Annotated in this window: 18 protein-coding genes; 8 read left to right on the top strand and 10 right to left on the bottom strand. The window is 68.1% G+C overall.

Features of this window, described 5'->3' with window-relative positions; translation table 11 throughout:
* The first annotated feature begins 26 nt into the window (after positions 1-26).
* Positions 27-1,499 carry an O-antigen ligase gene (locus HDC34_RS18095; protein WP_179557955.1) on the top strand — a complete coding sequence of 491 codons (1,473 nt, stop codon included), beginning with the start codon at positions 27-29 and terminating at the stop codon, positions 1,497-1,499.
* 13 nt (positions 1,500-1,512) lie between these two features.
* Here the strand turns inward: HDC34_RS18095 and HDC34_RS17425 are convergent, their stop codons facing one another.
* Positions 1,513-2,880 (bottom strand): hypothetical protein, encoded by a 1,368-nt coding sequence (locus HDC34_RS17425; protein ID WP_179557954.1) that lies wholly within the window; start codon positions 2,878-2,880, stop codon positions 1,513-1,515.
* An 80-nt stretch (positions 2,881-2,960) separates the two neighbouring features.
* Here HDC34_RS17425 and HDC34_RS17420 point away from each other — a divergent pair, with 80 nt between their 5' ends.
* Positions 2,961-3,263 carry a hypothetical protein gene (locus tag HDC34_RS17420; RefSeq protein WP_146080833.1) on the top strand — a complete coding sequence of 101 codons (303 nt, stop codon included), beginning with the start codon at positions 2,961-2,963 and terminating at the stop codon, positions 3,261-3,263.
* Positions 3,260-4,966 carry a rhamnan synthesis F family protein gene (locus HDC34_RS17415; protein WP_179557953.1) on the top strand — a complete coding sequence of 569 codons (1,707 nt, stop codon included), beginning with the start codon at positions 3,260-3,262 and terminating at the stop codon, positions 4,964-4,966. The genes HDC34_RS17420 and HDC34_RS17415 overlap by 4 nt, the downstream gene beginning before the upstream one ends.
* A 44-nt stretch (positions 4,967-5,010) precedes the next feature.
* On the opposite strand, the gene HDC34_RS17410 is transcribed toward HDC34_RS17415, so the two are convergent.
* A complete protein-coding gene (locus HDC34_RS17410; protein ID WP_179557952.1) occupies positions 5,011-6,393 on the bottom strand; it encodes a hypothetical protein in 1,383 nt (460 codons plus the stop codon).
* A gap of 149 nt (positions 6,394-6,542) precedes the next feature.
* On the opposite strand from HDC34_RS17410, the gene HDC34_RS17405 reads away from it, so the two are divergent.
* Positions 6,543-7,400, top strand: coding sequence for an NAD(P)-dependent oxidoreductase (locus tag HDC34_RS17405; protein ID WP_179557951.1), 858 nt, complete (start codon positions 6,543-6,545; stop codon positions 7,398-7,400).
* A 67-nt stretch (positions 7,401-7,467) separates the two neighbouring features.
* On the opposite strand, the gene HDC34_RS17400 is transcribed toward HDC34_RS17405, so the two are convergent.
* Positions 7,468-8,760, bottom strand: coding sequence for a glycosyltransferase family 2 protein (locus HDC34_RS17400; RefSeq protein ID WP_179557950.1), 1,293 nt, complete (start codon positions 8,758-8,760; stop codon positions 7,468-7,470).
* A gap of 84 nt (positions 8,761-8,844) precedes the next feature.
* Here HDC34_RS17400 and HDC34_RS17395 point away from each other — a divergent pair, with 84 nt between their 5' ends.
* The 3 genes from HDC34_RS17395 to HDC34_RS17385 all read left to right on the top strand — a co-directional run bounded on the left by HDC34_RS17395 (position 8,845) and on the right by HDC34_RS17385 (position 12,918).
* On the top strand, positions 8,845-10,722 hold the full coding sequence (locus HDC34_RS17395; RefSeq protein WP_218855325.1) for a rhamnan synthesis F family protein: 1,878 nt from the start codon (positions 8,845-8,847) through the stop codon (positions 10,720-10,722).
* A 144-nt stretch (positions 10,723-10,866) separates the two neighbouring features.
* Positions 10,867-11,715, top strand: coding sequence for an ABC transporter permease (locus HDC34_RS17390; RefSeq protein ID WP_179557949.1), 849 nt, complete (start codon positions 10,867-10,869; stop codon positions 11,713-11,715).
* On the top strand, positions 11,716-12,918 hold the full coding sequence (locus HDC34_RS17385) for an ABC transporter ATP-binding protein (RefSeq protein ID WP_179557948.1): 1,203 nt from the start codon (positions 11,716-11,718) through the stop codon (positions 12,916-12,918). It abuts the gene before it with no gap.
* A 148-nt stretch (positions 12,919-13,066) separates the two neighbouring features.
* Here the strand turns inward: HDC34_RS17385 and HDC34_RS18090 are convergent, their stop codons facing one another.
* The 6 genes from HDC34_RS18090 to HDC34_RS17355 all read right to left on the bottom strand — a co-directional run bounded on the left by HDC34_RS18090 (position 13,067) and on the right by HDC34_RS17355 (position 22,788).
* On the bottom strand, positions 13,067-16,402 hold the full coding sequence (locus HDC34_RS18090; protein WP_179557947.1) for a hypothetical protein: 3,336 nt from the start codon (positions 16,400-16,402) through the stop codon (positions 13,067-13,069).
* Between the two features lie 268 nt (positions 16,403-16,670).
* Positions 16,671-17,735, bottom strand: coding sequence for an NAD(P)-dependent oxidoreductase (locus HDC34_RS17375; protein WP_179557946.1), 1,065 nt, complete (start codon positions 17,733-17,735; stop codon positions 16,671-16,673).
* Positions 17,736-17,805: 70 nt separating this feature from the next.
* Positions 17,806-19,050, bottom strand: coding sequence for a hypothetical protein (locus HDC34_RS17370; protein WP_179557945.1), 1,245 nt, complete (start codon positions 19,048-19,050; stop codon positions 17,806-17,808).
* Positions 19,047-20,264 (bottom strand): acyltransferase, encoded by a 1,218-nt coding sequence (locus tag HDC34_RS17365; RefSeq protein WP_179557944.1) that lies wholly within the window; start codon positions 20,262-20,264, stop codon positions 19,047-19,049. The genes HDC34_RS17370 and HDC34_RS17365 overlap by 4 nt, the downstream gene beginning before the upstream one ends.
* A 108-nt stretch (positions 20,265-20,372) precedes the next feature.
* Positions 20,373-21,005 carry a hypothetical protein gene (locus tag HDC34_RS17360; protein ID WP_179557943.1) on the bottom strand — a complete coding sequence of 211 codons (633 nt, stop codon included), beginning with the start codon at positions 21,003-21,005 and terminating at the stop codon, positions 20,373-20,375.
* Positions 21,006-21,078: 73 nt separating this feature from the next.
* Positions 21,079-22,788, bottom strand: a complete 1,710-nt coding sequence (locus HDC34_RS17355; RefSeq protein WP_179557942.1) for a rhamnan synthesis F family protein — start codon at positions 22,786-22,788, stop codon at positions 21,079-21,081.
* Between the two features lie 93 nt (positions 22,789-22,881).
* Between HDC34_RS17355 and HDC34_RS17350 the strand changes: the two genes are divergently transcribed.
* Positions 22,882-23,934, top strand: a complete 1,053-nt coding sequence (locus HDC34_RS17350) for a glycosyltransferase family 2 protein (RefSeq protein ID WP_179557941.1) — start codon at positions 22,882-22,884, stop codon at positions 23,932-23,934.
* A 73-nt stretch (positions 23,935-24,007) separates the two neighbouring features.
* Here the strand turns inward: HDC34_RS17350 and rfbA are convergent, their stop codons facing one another.
* Positions 24,008-24,868 (bottom strand): glucose-1-phosphate thymidylyltransferase RfbA, encoded by an 861-nt coding sequence (gene rfbA, locus HDC34_RS17345; protein ID WP_104252242.1) that lies wholly within the window; start codon positions 24,866-24,868, stop codon positions 24,008-24,010.
* Between the last annotated feature and the right edge of the window lie 2 nt (positions 24,869-24,870).

Below are 24,870 nucleotides of genomic sequence, written 5' to 3'. Positions count from 1 at the left end.
GTCCGCGAGTGAGCGAGAATAGGCCGGTGAGCTCCACCCGAATCCCCGCAGACTCCATCGCGACCGAACGCGCCCCATGGCGTCGATTCGTGTCCCGGGTACCGGGGAGCCCCGGGCTCACCGCCTTCGCGACGTTCACGTTCTTCACGGCCTTCGCCGGCGACTTCTGGCGCAACCTGCTCACCTGGTACGGCTTCGGTGTCGTCGTCGCGATCATCATCGGCATCTCGATCTGGCTCCTCGCCAGCAAGAAGCCCCTCCCGAAGATCATGCATCTTCCGTCGGCGCTCGTCGCGTTCGTCGTCTGGTGCGCCTTCTCCATCATCTGGTCCGCCTACCGACCCGAGTCGCTCCTCGGCTTCGGCATCCAGCTCGTGACGGTGATCGTCGCCCTCGCCCTCGCCGTCTCGCTCACGAAGCCGCAGTTCCTGCGCGCCTTCAGCGCGGCCATGCGCTGGATCCTCGGCCTCTCGCTCGCGTTCGAGGTCCTCGTCGCCATCTTCTTCCCCGGCGGCGTGCTGCCCCTCGCCCTCCTCATCCCCGGTCAGCTCGAGCGCGTCTCCGGCATCCCCGGAGCCACCGCCGAGACCGTGCCGGCCGCGTTCCTGTGGAGCCAGGGGCACATCTTCGCGGGCAGCGCCATCCAGGGCATCCTCGGCAACCGCAACCTGCTCGCCATGGCCGCGCTCCTGTGCGTCATCGCCGTCGCTGTGCAGTGGTACGCCAAGCAGATGAAGCGGTGGCCGGCGATCACGTGGATCGTGCTCGGCCTGGTCGCGATCCTCCTCTGCAAGTCGGCGACCGTCTTCGTGGGGTGCGCCGTCGTGCTCCTGGCCGTGGCCCTCGTCTTCATCGCACGCCCGCTCAGCAACGCGCAACGGTGGGGCATGTACGGCGCGGTCTTCGCCATCATGCTCGTCGTCGGCTGGATCGTGCTCCAGTTCAACACGCAGCTCTTCGGCCTCATCAACCGCTCGAGCGACATGTCGGGCCGCGGCGACATCTGGGCCGAGGTCGGTCGGCTCGGCAGCGAGCACTGGCTCACCGGCATGGGGTGGATCAGCTACTGGGCCCCGTGGGTGGAGCCGTTCAAGGGACTCCTCGTCGTCGACGGGGTGCACTTCCTGCAGGCCCACAACGCCTACCTCGACGTGTGGATGCAGACGGGCCTCATCGGTGCGTTCTTCTTCGTCGGCATCGTGCTCTCGACCCTCATCCGCACCTGGTGGCTGGCCGTCGACCGCCCGCAGACCGACGCCAGCGGACCCCGCGACTTCCCGCCGACGGCCATGCTCGCGTTCCTGCTCATGGTCGCCCTCGCGGTGCAGTCGCTGACCGAGTCGCGCCTCCTCGTCGAGGGGAACTGGCTGCTGCTCTGCTACCTGGCGATCTACTCGAAGCTGCGCATCCAAGACCTCCCCGCGCTGCCGAGGCGCACCATCTCGACCAAGACGGGGCCCCTGCCGATCGTCGAGCGCAACAAGCTCGAGGGCGTCTGACGCTTCTCCTCCGCTACTTCCCGGCGTCGCGGAGCAGGTCGTCGCAGGCGAGCACGAAGGACTTGCCGGGCGCGACGGCGAAGACTCGCTCGCCCTCCGGCTCGCCGACACAGGTTGCGACCGCATCGCGGTACTGCGCCGACCAGGCAGGAACGGCGCGGCGATCATCCGGCACGGTCGCCCACTGCGACACCACCGCGGCCCCGACGGCGAGCAGGAGAGCCGCGGCGGCCAAGCGCGCAGCGCGCGGGGCTCGCACTCCCCAGCGCTCGACGATCGCGGACGCCGCGAGCGGGAAGCTCGCGAGCGCGAAGATCGCTGCGGCGGCCCCGTAGCGGATGTCGATCTGCGCAGTCAGCCAGTCACCACCCTCGAACCGGGCGAACTGGAAGATCGTCAGAGGGTTGACGAGGAGCGTGCCACCGAATGCCGCAGCCGAGACCAGCAGCAGCGCGGCTAGGGCCACGCGCTCCGGTCGCCGCCCGATCGCCATCACGAGCCCCACCGCGAGCGCGAAGGGCACGAAGGCCAGCACCAGGATGCCCGCCCCCTGGCTCGCGAGCGCCACCGCGTTCGACTCGGTGTCGCCGCTCCAGACGGGAAGCAACGCCGTCGCGCCCCAGCCGACGAGCACATCGGCGACGGAGATGGGCCCATGTGGGGCGTTGAACTGAGGCCGGGGGGCGAGCAGCCACGTCACGAGCTGAGGCAGGACGCCCAGGAGGGCGCCGGTGAGCAGGAGCCACACCGCTTTGCCGCGATCCCAGAGGAGGCGAAGCAGCAGGATGGGCAGCGCGACGATTGCCTGGACCTCCGTCAGGAGGCAGACGAGGACAACAGCGGCCCAGAACCCCCGCTCCGCCCTGGACACGTCGCTTCGGGAGACGAAGATCCACACCACCAGCCACAGGCAGTACGTGTGCAGGTTCGCGAGGTCGCCGAGCACCTCGCGGCTGATGAGCGGCACGAACACGGGAACGAGGGCGACCGCGACGCGCGCAGGCAGCCACGTGACGATTCCCCTGGCCAGGCGGAACGTGCCGGCGCAGACCAGGGCGGTCGCCAGGAGGCTCAGGAACGAGACCGCCACACCGAAGTTGTCGCGCGGGAAGAGCTCCGCGGCGACGATCGTGAACACCCGAGGCAGGAAATGCTGGTAGCCGGCGTACGGGTGGAACAGCGTGGCGAGGCTGCCGAGCTCGATCTGCTCGCGCAGGAACGTATCGCCGTCCTCTGCCCAGAGCACTCCGTGCGCCCCGGCCGGCACCCGGAACCACGCCAGCACGAGGGCCACGGCGAAGACACCGGCCAGCCAGGCGGACTCGCGGTGCGGAGCGAGTCGCCACCGTTCCGACTCGGAACCGACTGCTCGCGCGCTCATCCGTCGATGCTATCCGCCGCCGAGCCGACCCCGCGGCGAGGGAGACGGACAAGGGAGTCACCGGCGATATGCTCGTGGCCATGCCAAGCAGCGCACCCGATACCCGAAGCTCCGCAGAACTGGTCGTCGAGATCGAGGCACTCCGGGAGCGCCTCGACGAGCTCGCCCGCGAGCGGGCTGAGGAGAAGGCCGAGAACGCCGAGCTCAAGGCGAGGGTCCTCGCACTGCAGAACTCCCTGGACGACGCGCACTATCACCTCAACGTGCGGCCGACGACCGCGCAGCGCGCCCGCAACCTCCTGCGTCGTCTCCCCTCGCTGGCCCGGAGCATCCCAAGGCGCATCCTCGCCGTGCCACGGCGCATCCTGGGTGGCATCAAGTGAAGCTGAGCGACCTCAGGTCGCCCAAGCGGCTCGGCATCTTCTTCTTCTTCGATGAGCAGGGCATCGTCGACGAGTACGTCACGACGCTGCTCGACGGCATGCAGCCGCACCTCGACCACGTCATCGTCGTCGTGAACGGCGAGCTGAACGACGCAGGCCGCGAGCTGTTCACCGCGCGCCCCGGCACCGACCTCATCGTGCGTCCCAACGAGGGGTTCGACTCCTGGGCCTACAAGACCGCCATCGACTCGATCGGCTGGGAGGGCCTCGCCGAGTACGACGAGTTCGTGATGTTCAACTTCACGATCGTCGGCCCGGTCGCCGACATGGGCCTCATGTTCGACACGATGGATGCGAAGGACCTCGACTTCTGGGGCATCACCGTGCACCACGCGGCCCCCTTCGACCCGTTCGGCGTCCTCGAGACGCCGACCCTGCCCGTGCACATCCAGTCGCACTTCATCGCCGTGCGTCGCTCGATGTTCCTGTCCGAGCCGTTCCAGGACTACTGGGATGACCTGCCGCAGATCCCCGACTACTCGCACGCCGTCGCGAAGCACGAGGCGAAGTTCACGTGGTTCTTCGACCGCCTCGGTTTCACGTGGGAGGCCTACGTCGACACGACCGACCTCGAGCCGTACACGCTCTACCCGCTCAACACGTACCCGGTCGAGCTCATCGAAGAGCGCAACTGCCCCATCTTCAAGCGCAAGACCCTCTTCGCGGGCATCCCGTCGACGATCGAGGAGATCGCCGGGTTCAACGCGACGCGGCTCTACGAGTTCCTCGAGACCTCCGGGCGCTTCGACATGGCACAGCTGCGGCCGCACATGCAGCGCAGCATGGACCAGTACGCGCAGTTCTCCACGCTCCACGACTGGGCGATGCTCGAGTCCACGGCCGCGTCGTCGACGGAGTTCGCGGTCCTCGTCCCAGTGGGCGCAGGATTCGAGGAGCGCCTCGCGCAGGCTCGCCTGATCGAAGGCCGGGCCGCGCTGGTCGTCACCGGAACCCGCACCCGGCTGAGCGACGCGGACGCCCTCATCCAGGCCTCTGGCGCCCTCAGCATCGAGGTGGCCTCGCACTGGTCGGAAGCCGGCGGCCGCATCAGCCAGGACGTCACGATCGTGCTCGGCCCCGACGCGTTCCACCAGAGCGGACGCCAGGCGGACCTCGTCGACGCGCGCGCGTTCGGCGCAGAGACCTTCGGGCTCCCCGACCCGTCGGCGGCCATCGCCGAGTTCGAGCGTGCTTCAGAGCTGGGACTGCTCGTCGCGGCCCCGCTGCTCCACGGCGAGCACTTCGGCGAGCTCGGCCGGGAGTGGGATGACACCACGCCGGCGTTCGAGGGCATCGCTTCGATGCTCGGGATCGCGGTGCCCTACTCGCGAAAGACGTCGCCGTTGCAGGGGTCGGGCGGCACGGTCATCCTCCGCACCGAGGCGATCCGCACATTCGGCGCGTCCGTCGCGTCGGCGCCGTACGGAAGCCTCGTGCAGCTGAGCACCCGCGACTGGCAGAAGCTCGTCGCTCTGGCGGTGCAGACCGCGGGCTTCGTGCCCAGGGTCGCCGTCACGCCGGCGCTCGCGAAGTACCTGCTGTCGATGACCTTCGACCTGCTGCGCCGCATCAACCGCGCCGCCGGGCCGAGCGGCGGTGCGCGCGCGTCGACGCTCGTCGCTCGAGTCGAGTCCCTGCGCTGAGCCGCGGTCGGCCGTGCTCCCTCGCGAGGGCGCACGGCCGCAGATCACTGCCTGATCGTGGCGCGCTCGAGCACGTCTCGGCAGGAGAGGTCGAAGTACCTGATGCCCGGCGCGCTCTCGAAGGTGTAGCTCGACTCCGGCGCGGCCTCGCAGGCGACGACCGCGGCCCCGACCTGCGCGCTCCACGGCTTCGCCATCGTCTTCGCTGAGGCCACCTCCGGCCCCTGGATCGCGATGTAGCCCAGGACGACGGTCGAGAGGACCAGCACGACCGTGCGCGACAGGACCGGGAACCTCGGGCTGAAGCGCATCACGAGCGAGGACGCCGCGAACGGAAGCGCGGCGAGCACGAACAGAGCCGCGGCCGCGCCGTACCTGAGGTCGATGGGCACGAGGAACCACTCGGGGCCCACGAACCGCGCGTACTGGAACGACTCGTGCGGGTTCACGAGAAGGGACCCGCCGAAGGATGCCGCCGAGATGAAGAGCAGGCCGCAGAGCGCGAACCGCTGATACCCCTTGTCGAAGACGAGGGCAGCCAGGGTCGCGAGCACGAACGGCAGCACGGCGAGTGCCAGGATCTTCCACCCGTACTCGGCCAGGAGGATCGAGTTCGTCTCACGGTGCCCGTTCCAGATCGGGAGGACGGCGTTCACCAGCCAGCCGACCACGACATCGGGAATGCCGATCTCGACACCCTCCTTGATGGGGCGCGGCGTCGTGAGCCAGGAGAACATCTGCGTTCCCACGCCGATGAGCGTTCCGGCCGCGATCGCGAGGACTGGAATGCTGCGGTCCCAGAAGAGGCGCACGACCACGAGCGGCACGACGAGCAGCGCCTGCACCTCGGTGAGACAGGCGATGAGCGCGACGACTCCCCAGAGGACGCCCTCGATCTTGCTTGCTGGCTTCGAGAGCGCGACCCACGCCGCCAGCCAGAGGCAGTACGTGTGGAGGTCGGCGAAGTTGCCGATGATCTCGAGGCTCAGCAGCGGCACTGCCACCGGGACGAGCGACATGAGCACACGGCCCGGGATCCAGCGGATGATGCCCCGAGTGAGCCGGTAGGTCGCAGCGGCCGTGAGCCCCGCGAACACGACGCAGACCGTGAAGACGGCGCGGTTGTAGGACTCGAGGGGGACCCATTCGACGACAGCAGCGCTGAAGACCCTCGGCAGGAAGTGCTGGTACCCGGCGTACGGATGCAGGAGCGTGGCAAGCGTTCCCCGCTCGATCTGCTCCTTGAGGAAGATGACCCCGTCCTCAGCCCAGACCACATCGTGATCCGGCAGCGGGATCCGGAACCACGTCCAGACCGTGACCACGAGGAAGACCACCACGACCCAGACCCAGTCCCGCCTGGTCCAGTCCGGGAGACTGGATGCACCAGGAGCAGGGCTGACCACGCTGGCTGTCGTCCTCGTCATGCGTCTCCTCTTTTGCAAGCGGCCGCGCGTCCTGCGCCGCCTCGTCCACCGCAGCAAACATCATGGCACGGAACGTGTGCCGCCCTTGCTGGCCTCGGATGCCGATCTTCGTGCTCCGTTAGAGTGAGGGCCTTGTCGAAAGGAACGTCATGACAGAACGCCAACGGGTGCTGGTGACCGGCGCTGGGGGGTACATCGGGCGCCACGTCGTGAACGCGCTGCTCGCCGAGGACGCAGACGTCGTGGCCGTCGTCCGACCCGGTGGCGCCGCCAAGGTCAACCCGGCTGCGACGATCGTCGAGCTCGACCTGCTGAGCAGCGACGCTGACTACTCGAGCGTCCTCGAGCCGGCACCGACCTCGGTCATCCACCTTGCCTGGGAGGCGGGCTTCGCCCACAACTCCCCCGTGCACATGCTCAAGCTGTCCGATCACTTCAGGTTCCTGAACTCGGCGGTCGAAGCTGGCGTCAAGCGCCTCGCCGTGCTCGGCACCATGCACGAGGTCGGCAGGCACGAGGGTGCGATCACCGCCGAGACGCCCACCAACCCGCTGTCGCTCTATGGCATCGCGAAGGACGCGCTGCGCAAGTCGACGTTCCTCGCCTTCGACGAGAAGGTCACGCTGCAGTGGCTGCGCGCCTACTACATCTACGGCGACGACCGGAACAACCAGTCCATCTTCACGAAGCTCCTCGAGGCCGCGGACGCGGGCAAGACCGAGTTCCCGTTCACCTCCGGCAAGGCGAAGTTCGACTTCATCCACGTCGAGGAGCTCGGCAGGCAGATCGCGGCCGTCGCCCTCCAGGATGAGCTGCGCGGCGTCGTCAACGTGGGCTCGGGTGTGCCCGTCTCGCTCGGCGAGCACGTCGAGCGGTTCATCACCGAGAACGACCTCGACATCTCCCTGAAGTACGGGGCGTTCCCCGACCGTCCGTACGACTCCAAAGAGGTCTACGGCGACGCGAGCGACATCCAGTCGTTCATGGCGACCCGCGCCGGCGCCTGAGCACCGACACAGAGAGGGGCGCGCCGTCGATCTCTCGACAGCGCGCCCCTTTTCTCCGTCCTGACGGTCAGCGCCTGAGCACCGACTTCGCCGCGCGGCGCGCCTTCCGTTCGAGCTTGACCGCCGGCATCTGCTCGACCGCCTGCAGCTGCTGGCGGGCCCCGAGCAGCTCGGCGCCGAGCCGCGCCGCCTGTGCGCGAGCATCCGCTGCGCTGTGCTCGGCGGCCGCCGTGCGGTCCTCACGCAGCTGCAGCTCGTAGAGCTTCGTCTGCGCCTCGGCCTCGCGCTGCCCCAGCTCGTTGTAGGCCGTCCGCAGACCGACGAGGTCCAGCTCTCGCTGGTACAGCGTCGAGTTGCGCTCGTCGACTTCCTCACGAAGCAGACGCACCTCCTCGTGCGCGACGTCGTCATACCTCTGGAAGAGCGCGGCCCGCTCGCGGAGGCGCAGCAGCTGCTCGTCCGAGTAGACCTCGTCGTGACCGTCGTCCAGCGTCGCGGAGAGCTGCGCGGGCACCACGGCGGCGTCGCCGATCGCGCGCAGGGCGTCGATGATGGATGTGTCCTCCACGTAGCCGCCGTCGGCGAGCTCGGACGTCGTGGGCATGCGCAGCGCGAAGAAGTCCTCGAGCACGCCGGCCTTGTACCGCCGCCAGTCGCGCATGCCATGGTGGTTCGCGCTCGGGCGAAGCCCCGGGTTCGCCTCGAAGCCGAGCGCCATCGCGACCGTCTTCCGCTCGAACTGCGACCAGGAACGCCACGGCACGTGCAGCACCTCGAGCTCGAAGCCCTCCGGCACGTCGCCCTGCTGCTCGAGGGAGACGAAGTGGTTGCCGTGCGCGACCTCGACCTCGTCCGAGCCCACGTGGATGGCGTTGGGAGTCGGGTGCGCGAACACCCCGGCGCGGTTCAGCTGCTCGATGGAGCGCTCGTCCCGGAAGCGGAGGCGAGCGAGCCCGCTGCCTTCGCGCCCGAACGAGCCGACCATGTTGACGACCGGGACGCGGAACGTCGTCAGGTCGGGGCTGTAGTGCTCAAGCGCCTGCCTGACGGTCAGCGAGCGGTCGCGCGCGAACACGAACTCGTCGGCATCGCCGTTGATGACCCAGTCAGCACCGTGCTCGGAGTACGCCGAGCGAGCCATGCGCGTCACGACCTGGGCCTGCTGCTTCTTGTGCTCGGGATCGTGCAGGAGGGTCATGACCCCCTTCTCCTCGTACTGCTCGAGGATCTCGCGGGTTCCATCGACCGACGCGTTGTCGGTGACGATGAGGTGGTCGATGCCCTGAGCGAGCGAATGCTCCACGACGGCCGCGATGATGTCGGCCTCGTCGCGAACCATCATGGTCATGACGATTTTCATGGGCCAAGGCTACCCCGCTGTAGCATGGGGCATCGGCTGGCGCCCACCGGCGCCCGGCCCCGACAGACTCCAGCCGGGGTCGCCGTGAGCAGAGCAAAGGACGCCAACCTCATGCGTCGAGTGGTATTTTTCCTCGTCTACGACAAGCAGGGACACGTCGGCGGCTACGTCGAGCACTGCCTCCGCGAGCTGCGCGCCCACGCCGAGCACATCTTCGTCGTGTCCAACTCCCCCCTCACCACCGACTCGCGGCGCCGCCTCGAAGCCGTCGCCGACACGGTGTGGGAGCGCGAGAACGTCGGCTACGACGTCTGGGCGTACCGCGACGCGCTCCGCGAATTCGGGTCAGACCGCCTCCGCGACTACGACGAGCTCGTCCTCGCCAACTACACCTTCTACGGGCCCATCGGCTCGTTCGCGCCGCTCCTCGAAGAGGCCGACGCGAAGACCGTCGACTTCTGGGGCATCACCGACCACGCGGCCGTGGTGCCGAACCCCATCACGATGACCGGCGTCATGCACCGCCACATCCAGTCGCACTGGATCGGCGTGCGCCGCAGCATGTTCACCTCAGATGCCTGGCGCTCCTACTGGGACGACATGCCCCGCATCGACTCCTACGACGACTCCGTCATGTTGCACGAGGCGCGTTTCACCCACTACTTCGAGTCGGCGGGCTTCTCCTCGTGGGTCGCCTACGCGTCGGCCCACTACGGCGACCAGCACCCGATCTTCAACCTCGCCGACGTGCTCATCGCCGACGGCTGCCCCATCGTCAAGCGGCGCTTCTTCTTCCACGACCCCATCTACCTGGACGAGCTCGCCATCATCGGCAAGCGCGTGCTCGAGCAGCTCGAAGAGAAGCACTACCCGCTCGACCTGCTCTGGCAGGACATCGGCACGACGGCCAAGCCGCGCATCCTGAACACGAACGCGGCCCTCCTCGAGATCATGCCGGACGTCGACCTGGGCGGCGCCGACCCGAGCGACCTCCGCGTGGTCGTCATCGCGCACGTCTTCTACGAGGAGATGATCGACGAGATCGTCGACCTCGCCAACACGATCCCCGGCGGCTACGACCTCGTCGTGACGACCGCGAGCGCCGACAAGCAGACCGCGATCCAGGAGAGGCTCGTGGAACTCGGCCGCCCGGACGACGACGTGCGCATCGTCGGCTCCAACCGCGGCCGCGACATCTCGGCGTTCCTGCTCACCTGCAAGGACGTCCTCGAGTCGGGACGCTACGACATCGTCGTCAAGCTGCACTCGAAGAAGAGCCCCCAGAACGGCTTCAACTCGGGGCGGCACTTCAAGGAGCACCTGTTCCAGAACCTGCTCAACTCCCCCGGGTACACGACGAACCTGCTCCGCCTCTTCGTCGACCACCCCACGCTCGGCATGGTCTTCCCGCCCATGATCCACATGGGCTTCCCGACGCTCGGCCGCGCCTGGTTCGCGAACCTCGAGCCGGCCAAGGAGCTCGCCGCGAAGCTCGGGATGCGCGTCGAGTTCGACGAGACCAGCCCGCTCGCGCCGCTCGGCTCGATGTTCATCGCCCGCCCCGAATCGCTGCGCCCGCTCGTGCAGGCCGGCTTCACGTGGGAGGACTTCCCCGACGAGGGGCAGTACGCGGATGGTGGGCTCCCGCACGTGCTCGAGCGACTGCTCGGCTACTCCGCGATCAGCGAGGGCTTCCACGTCCGCACGGTGCTGACGACGCACAACGCCGCCATCTCGCACACGCTCCTCGAGTACAAGGTGCAGGAGATCACGGCAGGCCTGCCCGGCCTGTTCCGCGAGCAGGTCGAGCTCGTGCGTCGGTACATCGCCTCCCAGGCCGAGTCCCCGCTCGGTCGCGCGAAGGGCATCGTGCTGAGCCGGACGCCGGGACTCGCGAACGCGCTGCGCCCGGTCTACAGCCGGTCGCGCGCCGCGTACCGCAACTTCCGGGCAGGTCGCTGACCCGCCCCACCTCGCGCGTGCGGCCCTCGGTGGCCGCGCCGCGAGGCTCCGAATTGGCCCCGAAGCCTGGTGTTAGTCTTGGGCGGCCCCTCCGTGGGGCCAGCGTCACAAGGTGTGCGGAGGACAATGTCTAAGCCTGTTTCTGTGAGGTCCCAGTCTCGGGGTCTCACGTTCAATCTCCTGGTCAATCTCACACTTCGTGAGATCCGGTCGGAGTACAAGCGCACTGCGCTCGGGCGAATCTGGTCGCTCATCAACCCGCTCGCGCAGATCGCGACGTTCTCGCTCGTCTTCGGGCTGCTCTTCGAGATCTCGGCCCCTCCCGGTACGAACTCGGGCGTGCACTTCTTCCCGCTGTGGATCGGCATCGGCGTCGTGAGCTGGGGCTTCATCTCCAACTCCGTCAACGGCGGCATGGGGTCCCTCGTCTCGAGCGCCGACCTGCTGCGCAAGGTCTACTTCCCCCGCTGGGTGCTGCCGCTCTCGCGCATCCTTGCGAACGCGTGGACCTACATCATCGAGATCGCGGTCATCACACTCATCATGTGCTTCATCGGCGGCCCCATGGTGCTGGCCTACCTGCCGCTCATGATCCCGCTGCTGGCCCTCATCATCATGTTCGTGCTCGGACTCGCGCTCATCCTCTCGGTCGTCGTCGTCTACTTCCGCGACATCGAGCACCTCTGGGGCATCCTCACGCAGCTGTGGCTCTACGCCTCCGGCGTCATGTTCCCCCTGCAGATGGTGCAGAACGCGCAGGACAACCTGACCGAGGAGGGCAGCCTGCTCTTCGGCGAGCCGTGGCCGCTCGTCTTCCTCTTCCAGCTCAACCCGACGCAGCGCATGCTCGAGTCGATCAGGAACATCGTCTACGACTACCAGGTGCCGCCACTCGAGAACTGGCTCTACATCGGGGTCTGGGCAGTCGTGATGCTGGTCATCGGCATCCTCGTGTTCACCCGGTTCTCGAAGAACATCGTGGAGGAGCTCTAAATGGCAGGCACAGCAGTCGACGTCTCCGGCGTCTCGAAGACCTTCCGCATCTACCACGACCGCAACCAGTCGCTCAAGGCGACGGTGCTCAAGGGCGGGCGGGCGAAGTACGAGGAGTTCAAGGCCCTCGACGACGTGACCTTCGAGGTCCCGGAAGGCGGCACCTTCGGCCTGCTCGGCCGCAACGGCTCCGGCAAGTCGACGCTGCTCAAGTGCATCGCCGGCATCCTGTCGCCGAACACCGGGACCATCACGACGCGCGGCCGCATCGCCGCGATGCTCGAGGTCGGCTCCGGCTTCCACCCCGAGCTCACGGGACGCGAGAACGTGTACCTCAACGGCTCCATCCTCGGCATGTCGAAGCAGCAGATCGACAACCGCTTCGACTCGATCGTCGACTTCTCCGGCATCGAGAAGTTCATCGACCAGCCCGTGAAGAACTACTCGAGCGGCATGTACGTGCGTCTCGGCTTCGCCGTGTCCATCCACACGGAACCGGACGTGCTGCTCGTCGACGAGGTGCTCGCCGTCGGCGACATGGACTTCCAGGCCAAGTGCCGTGCGAAGTTCGCCGACTTCAAGGCCAGCGGCCGCACCGTCGTCGTCGTCTCGCACGGCCTCGAGGGCATGCGGGAGTTCTGCGACCGCGCCGCCTGGCTCGAGCAGGGCGTGCTGCAGGAAGTCGGCCCCGCGACGGCGATCATCGACAAGTACCGCGATTCCGGCAACGTGACCGAGATCATCGAGGGCGGCGGCCAGCGCCACGGCAGCGGCGAGCTCTACATCGACACGATCGAGCTCGTCGGCGAGAGCGGCGCAGTCGACAACGAGATCCGCACGGGCGAGTCGCCCACCATCCGCCTCAACTTCGAGGCAAGGCGCCCGGTCGAGCGCCCGAACTTCAAGATCGCGATCGAGACGCTCGAGGGCGTCCGCATCTGGAGCACCTCCTGCAAGCAGCTGGGCTGGCAGCCCGACTCCGTGCAGGTCGGCCAGGGCAGCATGGACTTCCACCTCGACCGGCTCGCGCTCGCACCTGGTGAGTACGTCGTCAACGCCGAGGTGTGGCGAGACGAGAGCACCACACCCGTCGACAGCCTCACCGGCTCGTTCCGCTTCGGCGTGCACGCAGGCACCCCGTTCGCGCTCGAGGGCGTGCTCGCGATGGACGCCCGCATCGTCGCGAAGCTCCCCGGCCAGTAGCGCCGCACAGCTACCGCAGAAGACCCTCGCCTCGGCGGGGGTCTTCTGCGTTGTCGTCCGATCACTCGAACCCGCCCGTAGAGAGAAGACCCCCGCCAGGTGAGCATCGCTCACCCCGGCGGGGGTCTTCGTATCGTGCGGTCTGGCGTCAGCCGGCGACCGGCTCTCCGATGCGGAACGTGGAGAACAGCTCGCGTGACAGCTGGAACGTCGTGGGCTCCGTGGTCGCAGTCGGCTCGGCGGCGGGAGTCTCGTCGACGCCAGCACCGGCCTCAGGGGCCTCAGCGGGTGTCTCGACGGGCTCCTCGGTCGAGGTCGCGGTCGGCTCGGCGGTAACCCCGTCCGTGGCATCCGGGCGGCTCGTGTCCGTCGGCGCCTCGTCGGCGCTCGCCGCTTCGGTTTCCGTCGCCTCAGGTGCAGCCGTCTCGGTCGGTTCTGCGGTGGCCGTCGCCGTCTCGGTCACGACGGGAGTCGCAAGCGAGGGGTCGACGGGGTGCAGCACGCCGTCCTTCACGAGGTATAGCGTTCCGTCTGGGCCGAAGACCCGGTCCGTGATCGGCTCGGCGGTCGTGGAGACCGTGAGTCCCGCACCGACCTCGGGCGAGATGAGCGCGAAGTCGAGACCGAAGGCAGCCGCGTACTCCGGGGTGGCGAAGGGCACGAGCTCTCCGTCGACTCCGATGTAGGAGACGCCGCCGACCGTGACAGCCGAGGTGTAGAGCGGTGAGGTGTTCTCACCGAACTCCGCGAAGTTCGCGTCCGGCACGCTGCGCGGGTTCTCGATGGCGAGTCCGAGCTGCGCCGCTACCTCGGGCGAACCGACCTGCAGGAGCTCGTCGCCGTTCACGATCCAGGTGCCGGTCCCGGCACGGTTGGTGATGACCTCACCGGCCGTGAGCGGGACAGCTGGCTCCGGCGCTGCCGTCTCCGTCGGCTCGGGAGTGCCGGGGGCATCCGTCGACGTCGGAGTGGGCTCGAGCGTGGGGTTCGTGGGCTCCGGAGTCGCACTGGCGGTCGGAGTCGCGGTCGCAGTCGGTTCCGGCGTCGCCGTTGCCGTGGGCTCGGGCGTCGCGGTGGGAGTCGCCGTTGCCGTCGGAGTCGCCGTGGCCGTTGCCGTTGGAGTCGGCGTGGCCGTCTCGCTCGGCGTCGGCTCGCCCCAGCCTGCTGGGAGCTTGGTGAGCTGCGCGCCCGTCGCGATCTGGTCGGCGAACGCGGTCGGGACCGAGATCACGTTGCCGACGGCGCCGAACTCCACGAGGAGCTTCGGGGACGAGATGTGCTGCTTCTCCCCATCCGTGATCAGGAAGATCTTCCCGCTGCCGTCCTTGATGAACTCGGTCATCGAGGCACCCGCGTTCGGGACGACGCCGCAGAGCTGCGCCGAGATCCCCGGGAAGTCGATGCCGTAGGCCGCTTCGAGCTCAGGCGTCAGCTTGTACGCCTCTCCCTCGGTCGCGACGTAGGCGTCGTCCCCGCAGCGGAACTGGTTCGTCGTGATGGCCGTGTCCCGAACCGGGATGCGGTCGAACGAGGCCTGGGTGATGACGTAGGGGCTCGAGCCGAAGCCGTAGTCCTCGGCGAGCTCGCTGCTGGCCACCTTCGTGAGGTGGGCGCCGTCGAGCACGTAGAGGGTGTCGCTGTTCGGGCTCTTGATGAGCGCGCCGTTGGTGATGCCGTTACCGGTGTCGATGCCGTCGAGCGTTCCCTTCGGCACCGTGTAGATGGTGCTCGAGATGCCGCGCTTCGTGGCCTCGGCCTCTGCGTCGCTCTTCGAGGAGAACTCGACGCGCTCGCCGCCGACGACGAGGTTGATCGTGTCGGATCCGCTCTCCTGCACGAAGTGGGCGCCGGGGACGGAGCCGTTCTTGCCAAGCGAGCCGATGATGCCGGCCGGGAGGGAGACGAACTTCGAAGCTCCGTACGTCGACGCCGGGACCCGCAGGAGCCCGCCATCGGTGTGCACGTAGCTCGACGTTCCGTCGGTCACGAGGGGCTCCGCCGAGAGGGCGTCGCCCTGGGTGAGCTTGCCGTAAGCCGGGCCGAACCTTCCGGACGCCTTGAACGCGCTGAAGTCGGCGAGCGATGCGGGAACGGCATGAGCCGTGAGGTCACTGTCGAGCACGACCTTGCCCGAGCCATCGAGCTTCTCGACGACGGCTCCGCCGGTGAGGAACGGCTCGCCATCGCTGAGGAAGTCGATCTTGTCGTCCTTCAGCTTCGTGGTGCCGATGTACATGCCCTGGGCGCCGAGCTCGGCGATGTCCGCGACCTCGCGCTTGGTCGTGCCCTCGATGAAGAAGATCTGACCGCTCGTGTTCTGGACGAACTTCTCCAGCGCGCCGCCGTTGTTGAACTTGTCGAGCTGCTCCTGGGTGATCTTCGCGAGGTCCGAGCCCTGCTGGTAGCCGAAGTCGGCCGCCACGGTCCAGTTGCGAACCTTCCGGAAGACGCCGTCGTCGATGTAGTACGGCGTGTTGTCCGGGCCTACGAGGATCTCCCCGACGTTCGCGCCGGTCGTGTACTTGTCGAGCGTCGATGCCGGAACCGTGGAGACGGCGCCGAGCGCGTACGCGAAGTCAGCGACCTTGGACGCGGTGACCGGGTAGCGGACCTCCTCGGAGAGGAAGTACACCTGCGAGCTGCCCTCGGCCTTGACGAGCCACGGCACGCTGACGGCGCCCTTGGGGTCGCCGAACCAGTCGGTGTACATGCTCCAGAAGTTGCGGTTGCCGTACGCGGAGCATCCATCGCCCTCGCCGTACATGTTGTTCAGCGCGGCCTGGTTGGGCTGGTACGGCGTGTAGTTGTAGAGACCGGCCGTCGCGTAGTTCGAGATGTAGACCGCGGAGGAGCCGCAGGAGAAGTTGGGGTTGTACAGCACGTTGTTCGACGCGAACGGGATGTGGTTGAAGCTGTACGGGTTGGCCTTGTAGTTCTGGAACTGACGCGCCGCGTTGTAGACCTGGTAGAAGAAGCCGCCGTAGCTCTGGTCGCAGGGTGCCGTGTCCGGGCAGCCGAATCCGGTCGCCGCCGCGAGGCGACCGAGGGTCGGGCTCTGCATGGAGACGAGGCTCTGCTCCTTCTCGAGGAGCACGAGCATGGCCTTCTGGCTGAAGTTGCAGGCCTGGCCGACCTTCGCGATGATGTCTGCCGCCGATTCGCCGCCGCCCGCGCCCGAGTAGGCGGAGCAGTACTGCGTGGCCGGCATGGAGGGCGTCGCCTGCGTGTAGTTGCGCAGCGCCGTCGGGGACGACGAGCCGTTGCGCGAGACCAGGAACTGCTGCACCTCGGCCGCGGACATCGCGTTGCCGTTGTAGAAGTTCTCATCGCTGATGAGGTTGCCCGGGTCGAAGCCGCTGGCGTCCGCCGCAGCGGCGGCCTCGATGCCGCCGTTCGTGGGGCTCGAGGCGATGAGCTGCAGCCCGAGCAGCCCGGAGGCTGCTACCGCTGCGGTAGCGAAAATGGCAAGAGTACGGCGAAACATGAGTTCCCAACGCGTCGGTCGACTGGGTTGCTGCGCATCCACGGAGTGCACCGAGAAGGCTCAGCAGTTTCCAAGTATGCATACATGCGCCACGGAACTCCACACCCGTCCCAACTTTCACACGAGTCACATAAACAACATCCGTGTCAGCGTCGACCCTGCGAAGCCCGGAAACACAACGATCACGGCCCCAGGCAGGTCCGTGATCGTCGCGACACGCCCGAGGAGAGAAATCCAAGGAATCCGGTCGCTGTGCCGTATATGCGAGCTACTCGGCCCGTTCGAGTCTCTGCGCGTCGATCCAGTCGCAGAGGAGGCCCACACCCTCATCCACCATGACTCGAGGACTCCAGCCCAGCGCGGCGCTCGCTTCCGACACCTCGCAGGACGCGTGACGGACGTCGCCATTGCGGAACTTCCCGTTGATCTCGGGCGCAGGCGCCCCGTAGTGGGCCGCGATGAGCTCAGCGAGGCGGAGGATCGACGTGCCCTCCCCCGAGCCGATGTCGTAGGCGTTCGCGTTCGAGTCCGACTCGAGCGCGCCACGCACGATGGCGTCGGCCACGTCGTCGATGAAGACGAAGTCTCGGATGATCTGGCCGTCCTCGTAGACGGGGATGACCCGGCCGGCCTTCGCCTCCTGGGCGAAGAACGACACGATCCCGGTATACGGATTGATGAGCGACTGACCTGGGCCGTACACGTTCTGCAGGCGGAACAGCACATCGGTGACTCCGAGCGACAGGCACCACGAGCGGAGGATGTGCTCCTGCGCGAGCTTCGTGGCCCCGTACACGCTCGTCGGCGAGGGCGCCACCTTCGAGGAGACGAACGGGAGCGCGGAGAGCCCGGGGAAGTCCCACTCGCCTCGCTCGAGCATGGCGGCGGAACGCTGGCCCGGGTAGCTCACGGCCCCCTGGGCGTCCACCCAGGCGCCCTCGCCGTAGACCGCGCGGCTCGAGGACAGCACGATCTTGCTCGGCAGCTTGTCGGCGCGGACAAGTGCGTCGAGCATCTCGGTCGTCCCGACGACGTTCACGCTCGCGTGGCGCGTGGCCTCAAGCAGCGACTGCCCTGTGCCGGTCTCCGCGGCCAGGTGGATGATGACGTCTGGAGTCACGTCGCCGAGGAGGGCATCCCAGTCGGCCGCCGAGGCCACGTCGCCCTGCACGAACTCGACGCGACTGTCGAGTTCACTCGGGCGCTCAGGGACCGGGTGGATCTGCGGGTGCAGGTTGTCGAAGGCGACGACCCGGTCGAAATGCTCGGGCAGGCGGTGGGAGAGCGCGGATCCGATGAATCCGGCTCCCCCGGTGATGAGGCAGGTCGTCATGGCGTTGCTCCTTAGGGTCTTCCCCAAGGCTAGCGAAGTGCCGTGGCAGGCGACGATGGCGCCTGCCAGGCTACTCGGCTGGGAGGACCGGGATCCAGTTGAGGTACCGCTCCGTCATCTCGAAGATCACGACATCCGGCTGGTAGTCGGCCGCCTCCGCGAGCACATCCGGGATCTGCTCGGTAGCGCTGCCGAGGTTGCTCGTCACCTGCTTGGTCTCGGCGAAGCCGGTCTGCCAGGTCGGTCCTGCGCTGTTGCCCTGACTGTCTCGCACGATCAGGGCGCGCAGGTCGGACTGTGCCCCCTCCGTCACCGTGGTGGCCGGCAGCTGCAGCATGTCGAGCCCCTTGCCGGCGTCGACCTCGAGCACGGAGCCGTCGTTGAGCGTGGCCTGCATCTTCGGTGGAGCCTGGTCCAGCACCGGAGTGCCCCACCCGGTGTCCGTCGTCGGGAACCCGTAGGCCTCGAACTCGCTGATGACCGGCATATCCCCGACGCTCGAGTAGTCGAGCGGGGCGAGCGCCTGGTACTTCGCGTCGACCGCTGCGAGGCAGCCGGCGAGCTGCTCCCAGCCGATGGCGGCGCCGAACGGTGACCAGTGGCTGTTGCCGGGCGCGTAGACCGCACCCTCCTCAGATGCGTCGCGCAGCGCCTGGCGGGTGTCGACGAGCGGCAGGTCGGGATGCGCGTCGACCAGGTAGTCGAACGCCGTCGGCCCGCGGAGCTCTTGCGCCCACCCGGGCAGCTGCTCAGGATGCACCGACCAGTCCGCGGGGACGACCTGGACCACGAAGTCGATGCCCTGTGCGCTGAGGCCCTCGTCGATGGTCCGGAAGTAGTTCGCCCACTCCTCGCTCTCCTCGTCACTGAGGAAGCCGCGGCCGAGGGCCTGTGAGAAGTTGTTCGCCTGCGTGTCGCCCCAGAAGACCCAGCCGTTCTCCCCTGGGACGAAGAGCTGCGCGTCTGGGTCGGAGCCGATGTGCTCGTCCCAGACCGCCTCGCTGGCCTCTCGCTCCTCGCCCGTCCATGGGGAGGTGGTGACGGGGTCCAAGAGACCCGGCTGGCATTGCTCGGCCGGCAGCCGGGTGGCCTCCGACTCGGGAGCCTCCGCCGGCGGCACGAACTCCTCCATCGCTATGGCGTTCCGGGTCTGGTATCCCGCGACCGTCGCCACGATCGCAGCGATCAGCAGCAGGATCAGCGGGATGAGACGCACCCGGTGCCACCGCTGCGCCCAGGTCAGACGCCCCGTCTCGGACTTCGGCTCCTCGAAGCCGCTGTCTGGCCGGACGCCGCTCGGACCGACGGCGGTCATGAGCTCGCCTCCACGCGTCCGGCGCGGATCCGCGCGGCGAAGTTGGACGACGAGTAGGCGGGGTTGACGATCCTGCGCTTCACCGCATCCACCACCGGGGTGCCCCGCTCGAGCAGCCAGACGAGCCACTTGGGGGTCCAGTTCTTGAGGCTCATCGCGGGGCTCTCGATCAGGTGCCAGGAGATGTACGCGCAGATGTGCGCGGCGACCGCGATGACGAGGTGGTAGACGAACCAGCCGGCGTTCTGCAGGCCGAAGTACGCCCCGAACTGCATGAGCGGCCAGGCGAAGATGTAGATGCCGTACGAGAGGTCGCCGTGCTTCTCCCATTTGTTGAGCCGCGGCGTGCGGATCGCGAACCACATGAGGAAGTACATGAGTCCGTACTGACCCCACATGTTCCAGCCGCCGAACGCGTACGCGAAGCCCGCGATGCCGAGCGCGAGCACCGCCAGCCGGTCATCGATCGGGATCTTGTCCCCGAACAGGGCGAACAGCATCCCGAACGCGAAGGGGGCGAAGAACATCGGGTAGAAGGGGTTGGTGAGGAACGGGCTGAGCGAGGTCATCTCGACCCAGCCGCTCCAGGTGAGGAAGTTCACTCCGATGATGCCGACGGCGATGAGGCCGCCGACGATGCGGTTCGAGAACACGCCGAAGAGCCCGAGGAGCCCGACCATGATGTACGCGCGGAACTCGTAGAACAGGGTCCACGCCGACCCGTTCCAGTCGAAGCCGCCGATGCTGGCGAACGGCAGCGAGCTGCCCATGCCCGCGATGTTGCGCTGGCCGAGCTCGAGCCACATGTTGCTCAGGAAGTACGTGAAGGGCGACTCGGTGTCGGCGTCCCAGTAGCCCGCCATCGAGCCCGTCTCCTGATGCCAGGCGATCGGCGCGAGAATGAACGCCGTCGTGAGCAGCGCGAGCCAGAAGGCAGGGAAGATACGGAGAGCCCGCCGCCAGAAGAAGCGGAAGATCGTCGACTTCCCGCGGCGGCTCTGCGTGATCAGGTAGCCGGAGAAGAAGAAGAACCCTGCGACGGCGACGCCGCCGACGGACTGCTCGCTGGAGATCTGAGTGCCGAGGTCGTGCCCGCCGTAGAACCCTGCGAGGGGTCCCGCGTGCGCGAAGATCACCGCGAAGGCGAGAAGCCATCGGAGGAACCCGATGCTGTTGGCCCGTGGATCGAAGGCCTTGTCGAGCGTCAGCGGCATAGCTTCCTAGGTCGTGGAGTCGTTCGCCCGCAAGCAGGCGGCGCTTCATCCTACACAGAGAGCAGAATCGCGATTTCGGGCCGTCAGGGCGGAATTCCGGGGCTTCGGCTAGGAGACGGTGACCGTCATCGGCTCGCTCGAGCCACTGCCAGCCGGGCCCTCGTACTGCATGACGGCCGACCAGTCGCCGGCCTTGATGGCCGGGTCGCGCAGGTTCACGATGCAGCTGGACGCGTCGGTGTCCCCCGAGGTGGGGGCGGTGGCCGTCGCGGTGGCCGCGAACGTCTCGGGACCGTTCTTGAGGACCAGCGTGCACGTGCCGCCCGGGTCCGTGGTCGAGACGAGCGCTGCGGCGGAGATGACGCTCTGGTCCGGCACCCAGTAGACGCGGCTGAGCGAGACCTGCACGCCGGAGGCCTCGGCGGGGTCGCTCGGCTCGGCCGTGGCCGTCTCCGTCACGGTGACGGTCGGCACGGGCGTCGCCGTGACGATGAGCGTCTCCGGAACGGCGACCTCGGTCGCCTGCGGCAGCGTCGTGACGGGTGCCGTGTTGTCGGCAGGAGCGCCCTGGCCGAGTGGGTTCATGAGCACGAACACGATCGCCGCGATCGCCACGGCCGCCGCTATGAGGAGGCCGATGACAAGCCCCCGGCCGGTGCCACGGCGTTCGGCCTGGCTCTCCAGCTCTTCGAGCTCGTCGGGGTCGTACTGCCCGCCGAGCGGCGTCTCGCCGTTGCTCATCTGCCACCTCCAGTCGCAGACACGGTACCCCGGCGCGGGTAACGGCCACCTGATGCCGCGCCGCGAAGCGGGGTCAGCGGATGCGAGCGAGCAGTCCCTTGGCGTCAGCGGCGAGACGCCGCAGCGGCTCCTCCAGCGCCGGCATCCGGTGGAAGAGCGACGCGGCGAGACTCGCGACGCGACTGCCGCCAGGCTTCCGTGCCCGCGCGAGCCGGTGCGGCGCCCGCACCTCAGCGCCGAACTCCGCGACGAGGTCCTCGTACTTCGCGGCCAAGAGGGCGTAGTCGCTCGCGAGCCCGTCGGCTGTCTCCGCCTCCGACACGGCGAACCCTGCATCGAACACGAGGCGGCTCGCGAGCAGGTCGAGCAGCCGGGAGAGCTCGCCGTCGGGGAACCGGGCCTCGAGCGCCGAGAACCCATGCGCGTCCAGGACCGCGGCGAAACGGCGGAGCGCATCCACCCGGTACGCGGCGAAGCCCGCAAACGGCGCGACGGGCGAATTGGCGTCCAAGGGCGCAACCGCACCGAGCGAAGCGGCCAGCGCGGCCGCCTTCGCTCGCGCACCCCGCCAGCCGTCGGCGAGCAGCCCCGTGCCGATCGGCGGTGTGACAGGGACGACCATGCCGAGCGTTCGGTGGTCGGCGAACTCCCACGCAAGGGGCTCGGCGCGCTCGAAGACGACCCGGCGCCCACGCTGGCGGGCGAGCAGGGAAGCGCTCGCCGGCATCGAGTCCAGGGACGCGGCCGCGACCGACTCGACGAGCACGAGGTCGGATTCGAGGAGTCGCGCGTCACCGTTCGCCAGCCTGCGCCAGAAGTCACCGCGCACGATGCGGAGGTGGAGCCCCGAGATGGTCGCCGACTCGTCGCCGCTCGCCTCGTCGCGAACCCACTCGTGCGTGAGAGCGGTGGATGCGCGACGCAGGACCCTGGGCCCTGCCCCCACTCCCCCGGCCAGCACACGGCTCGGCGCGAACCTCGCCGTGCTCTCGACGAGCACGTCGATGGGGAACGCGCGACGCTCGAGATCGAGCGCGACATCACGAGCGGACACACCCCGATGGTCGAGTTCGACGGGGTCGTGGACGAAGATCCGGCGCTTCACGAGCGGCGCACCGGCCTCGAGCAGCAGGACGGGCGTCTCGAGGCTCGGATTGGCGACCGGTGCCCCCTCGACTCTGAAGTTGCCCGCCGGGAACTGCGCGCCGACCGAGAAGCCGCGCTCCGCGAAGAACGGCGAGAACCGAGCCTCGTGGTGCCGCACCGAATCGTCGTACGACCGGATCTCCGGCAACGACGCCCAGTACTCGGCCCACGCATCGCTCACCACGACGCTCCGGCGCACGGCGATCCAGTGCGACTGCAGATGCGCTGGCATCGTGCCGCGGCGCGTGTACGGGTCGGGCGTTAGCTCGCCGTGCTCGGTGACGCCCCACACATCGTGCCCCGCCGCATCCGCCCACTCGAACGTCGCGGCGAAGTCGCCGACGGGGCCGAGGAACGTGTAGTTCGCGAGGATCACCTCGTCGAAGGCGGCCAGACGCTCGGCACCGATCTCCTCGAGCGCCGCACGGTAGCCGCCGACGTCGAAGCCCTCATTGGGTCGCTCGAAGACCGAATCGGCGACCGCGCCCAGCGACGCGCGCGACTCGTCGGTCACCGAGCCGTTCACGACGACGAAGAGCTCACTCGCGTGCGGGCGCAGGCCGCGCAGGGCGTGCAGCACGCCAGCGTCGGCGACGCCAGCCCTGTCGAAGAGCAGGTAGATGACAAGTCGATTCATAGTCGCGGGCGGCCGATACGGCCGACTCCTCCCCTGAGCGCGTGCAGACTCGTGCCAAGCTAGCACCACCGCGCACCAGACCCAGGAGAGCAGATGCCAGCTTCGCGACTCGTCGCCGAACGCCGACCAGAGGACGCACGCGAGCCACGACTCGGAGACGCCGCCGTCACCGCGGTCGTCTGCACGCACAACGGCGAGAGATTCCTCGAGCAGCAGCTGCTGAGCATCCTGTCGCAGAGCCACCCCGTCGCCGAGATCATCGTCTCGGACGACGCGTCCAGCGACGGCACGGTGGAGCTCGCCCGCCGCGTGCTCGAAGCCTCCGACCGGGCGTTCCGCATCTACACGCGAGACGAGCCGCTGCGTGTCAGCGCGAACTTCAGCTTCGCCCTCGGCGAGGCCCGCACCGAGTACCTCGCGACGAGCGACCAGGACGACGTCTGGCACCCCAAGAAGGTCGAGCACCTCCTCGCAGCCCTCCTCGGTGACGACGAGGCGCTCCTCGCCCACTCGGACGCGCTCCTCGTGGACGAAGACGGCGAGCCCATCGGCGGCACCCTCCTCGACTCGCTCGAGATCACGCAGACCGAGTGGCGCGACTACGAGAACGGGCGGCAGCTCGAAGCGCTCACCGCCCGCAACTTCGTGACCGGCGCGACCATGATGCTGCGCGCATCCCTCGTCTTCCGGGCAGGCAATGCGCCGGCCCCCTGGATCCACGACGAGTGGCTCGCGACGACAGCCGCCCTCGTCAACGGCCTCCGCGTCGTCCGCGAGCCCCTCATCGACTACCGGCAGCACACCGACAACCAGATCGGGCAGACCGCGCCGACGCTGCAGGTCAAGATCGCGCAGGCGACGAAGGACGGCTCGGCCGACCAGCTGCGCCGCTACCGCCGCGCCGTCGCCCTCCTCAAGCGCGTCACCGAACTCGGCGGCACGGCAGAGCAGGAAGCCCACGTGCGGCGCAAGGTCGCCCACGAACGGCAGAGGGTCCAGCTGCCGACCGCACGAATCCGGCGCGTGCCCCGCATCCTCAGGTGGACCCTGCGGGGCCGCTACCGCACCTACTCGCGCGGCAGCTACGACATCGCCCGCGACCTCTTCCAGTCACTGCGGGACCGCGACGCGCACACCGGGAGCTGAACCCCGGCTGCGACGCCGACGACGAAGGCCGTGACTCGGACGAGTCACGGCCTTCGCCATCATGAGGGACCCGCTACGCGAGCAGTCCCTGCATGTAGCGTCCGTATCCGCTCTTCTGCAGCGGCTTCGCGAGCTCAGCGAACTCGGCGTCGTCGATCCACCCGGCACGCCAGGCGATCTCCTCGATGCAGCCGATCTTGAAGCCCTGGCGGTCCTCGATGACGCGCACGTACTCGCTCGCCTGCATCATCGACTCGAACGTGCCCGTGTCCAGCCACGCCGTGCCACGGTCGAGGACCTGCACCTGCAGCTTGCCCGCATCCAGGTACGCCGAGTTGATGCTCGAGATCTCAAGCTCGCCACGCGCGGACGGCTCGACGTTCTTCGCGATCTCGACCACGTCGTTGTCGTAGAAGTAGAGGCCGGGCACCGCGTAGTTCGACTTCGGCACCTCCGGCTTCTCCTCGATCGACACGGCCTTGTTGTCCTCGTCGAACTCCACGACGCCATACGCGACCGGGTTCGACACGTGGTACGCGAAGATCAGGCCGCCGTCGAGCACGTTGTTGCCGCGCAGCGACGAGCCGAGGCCCGAGCCATGGAAGATGTTGTCGCCGAGCACCAGCGCGACCGAGTCGTCGCCGATGAACTCCTCGCCGATGATGAACGCCTGCGCGAGCCCATCCGGCGACGGCTGCACGGCGTACTCGATGCGCATCCCGAGCTGCGAGCCGTCACCCAGCAGGGCGCGGAACTGCTCGTTGTACTCGGGCGTCGTGATGATCAGCACCTCGCGGATGTCCGCCATCATGAGCGTCGACAGCGGGTAGTAGATCATCGGCTTGTCGTAGATGGGCATGAGCTGCTTCGAGATGCCCTTGGTGATCGGCCACAGGCGCGTGCCCGACCCGCCGGCGAGGATGATTCCCTTCATGG

The sequence above is a fragment of the Pseudoclavibacter sp. JAI123 genome, assembly GCF_013409665.1.
Classification (GTDB): domain Bacteria; phylum Actinomycetota; class Actinomycetes; order Actinomycetales; family Microbacteriaceae; genus Pseudoclavibacter.
This window is presented reverse-complemented; position numbering and strand designations above follow the sequence as displayed.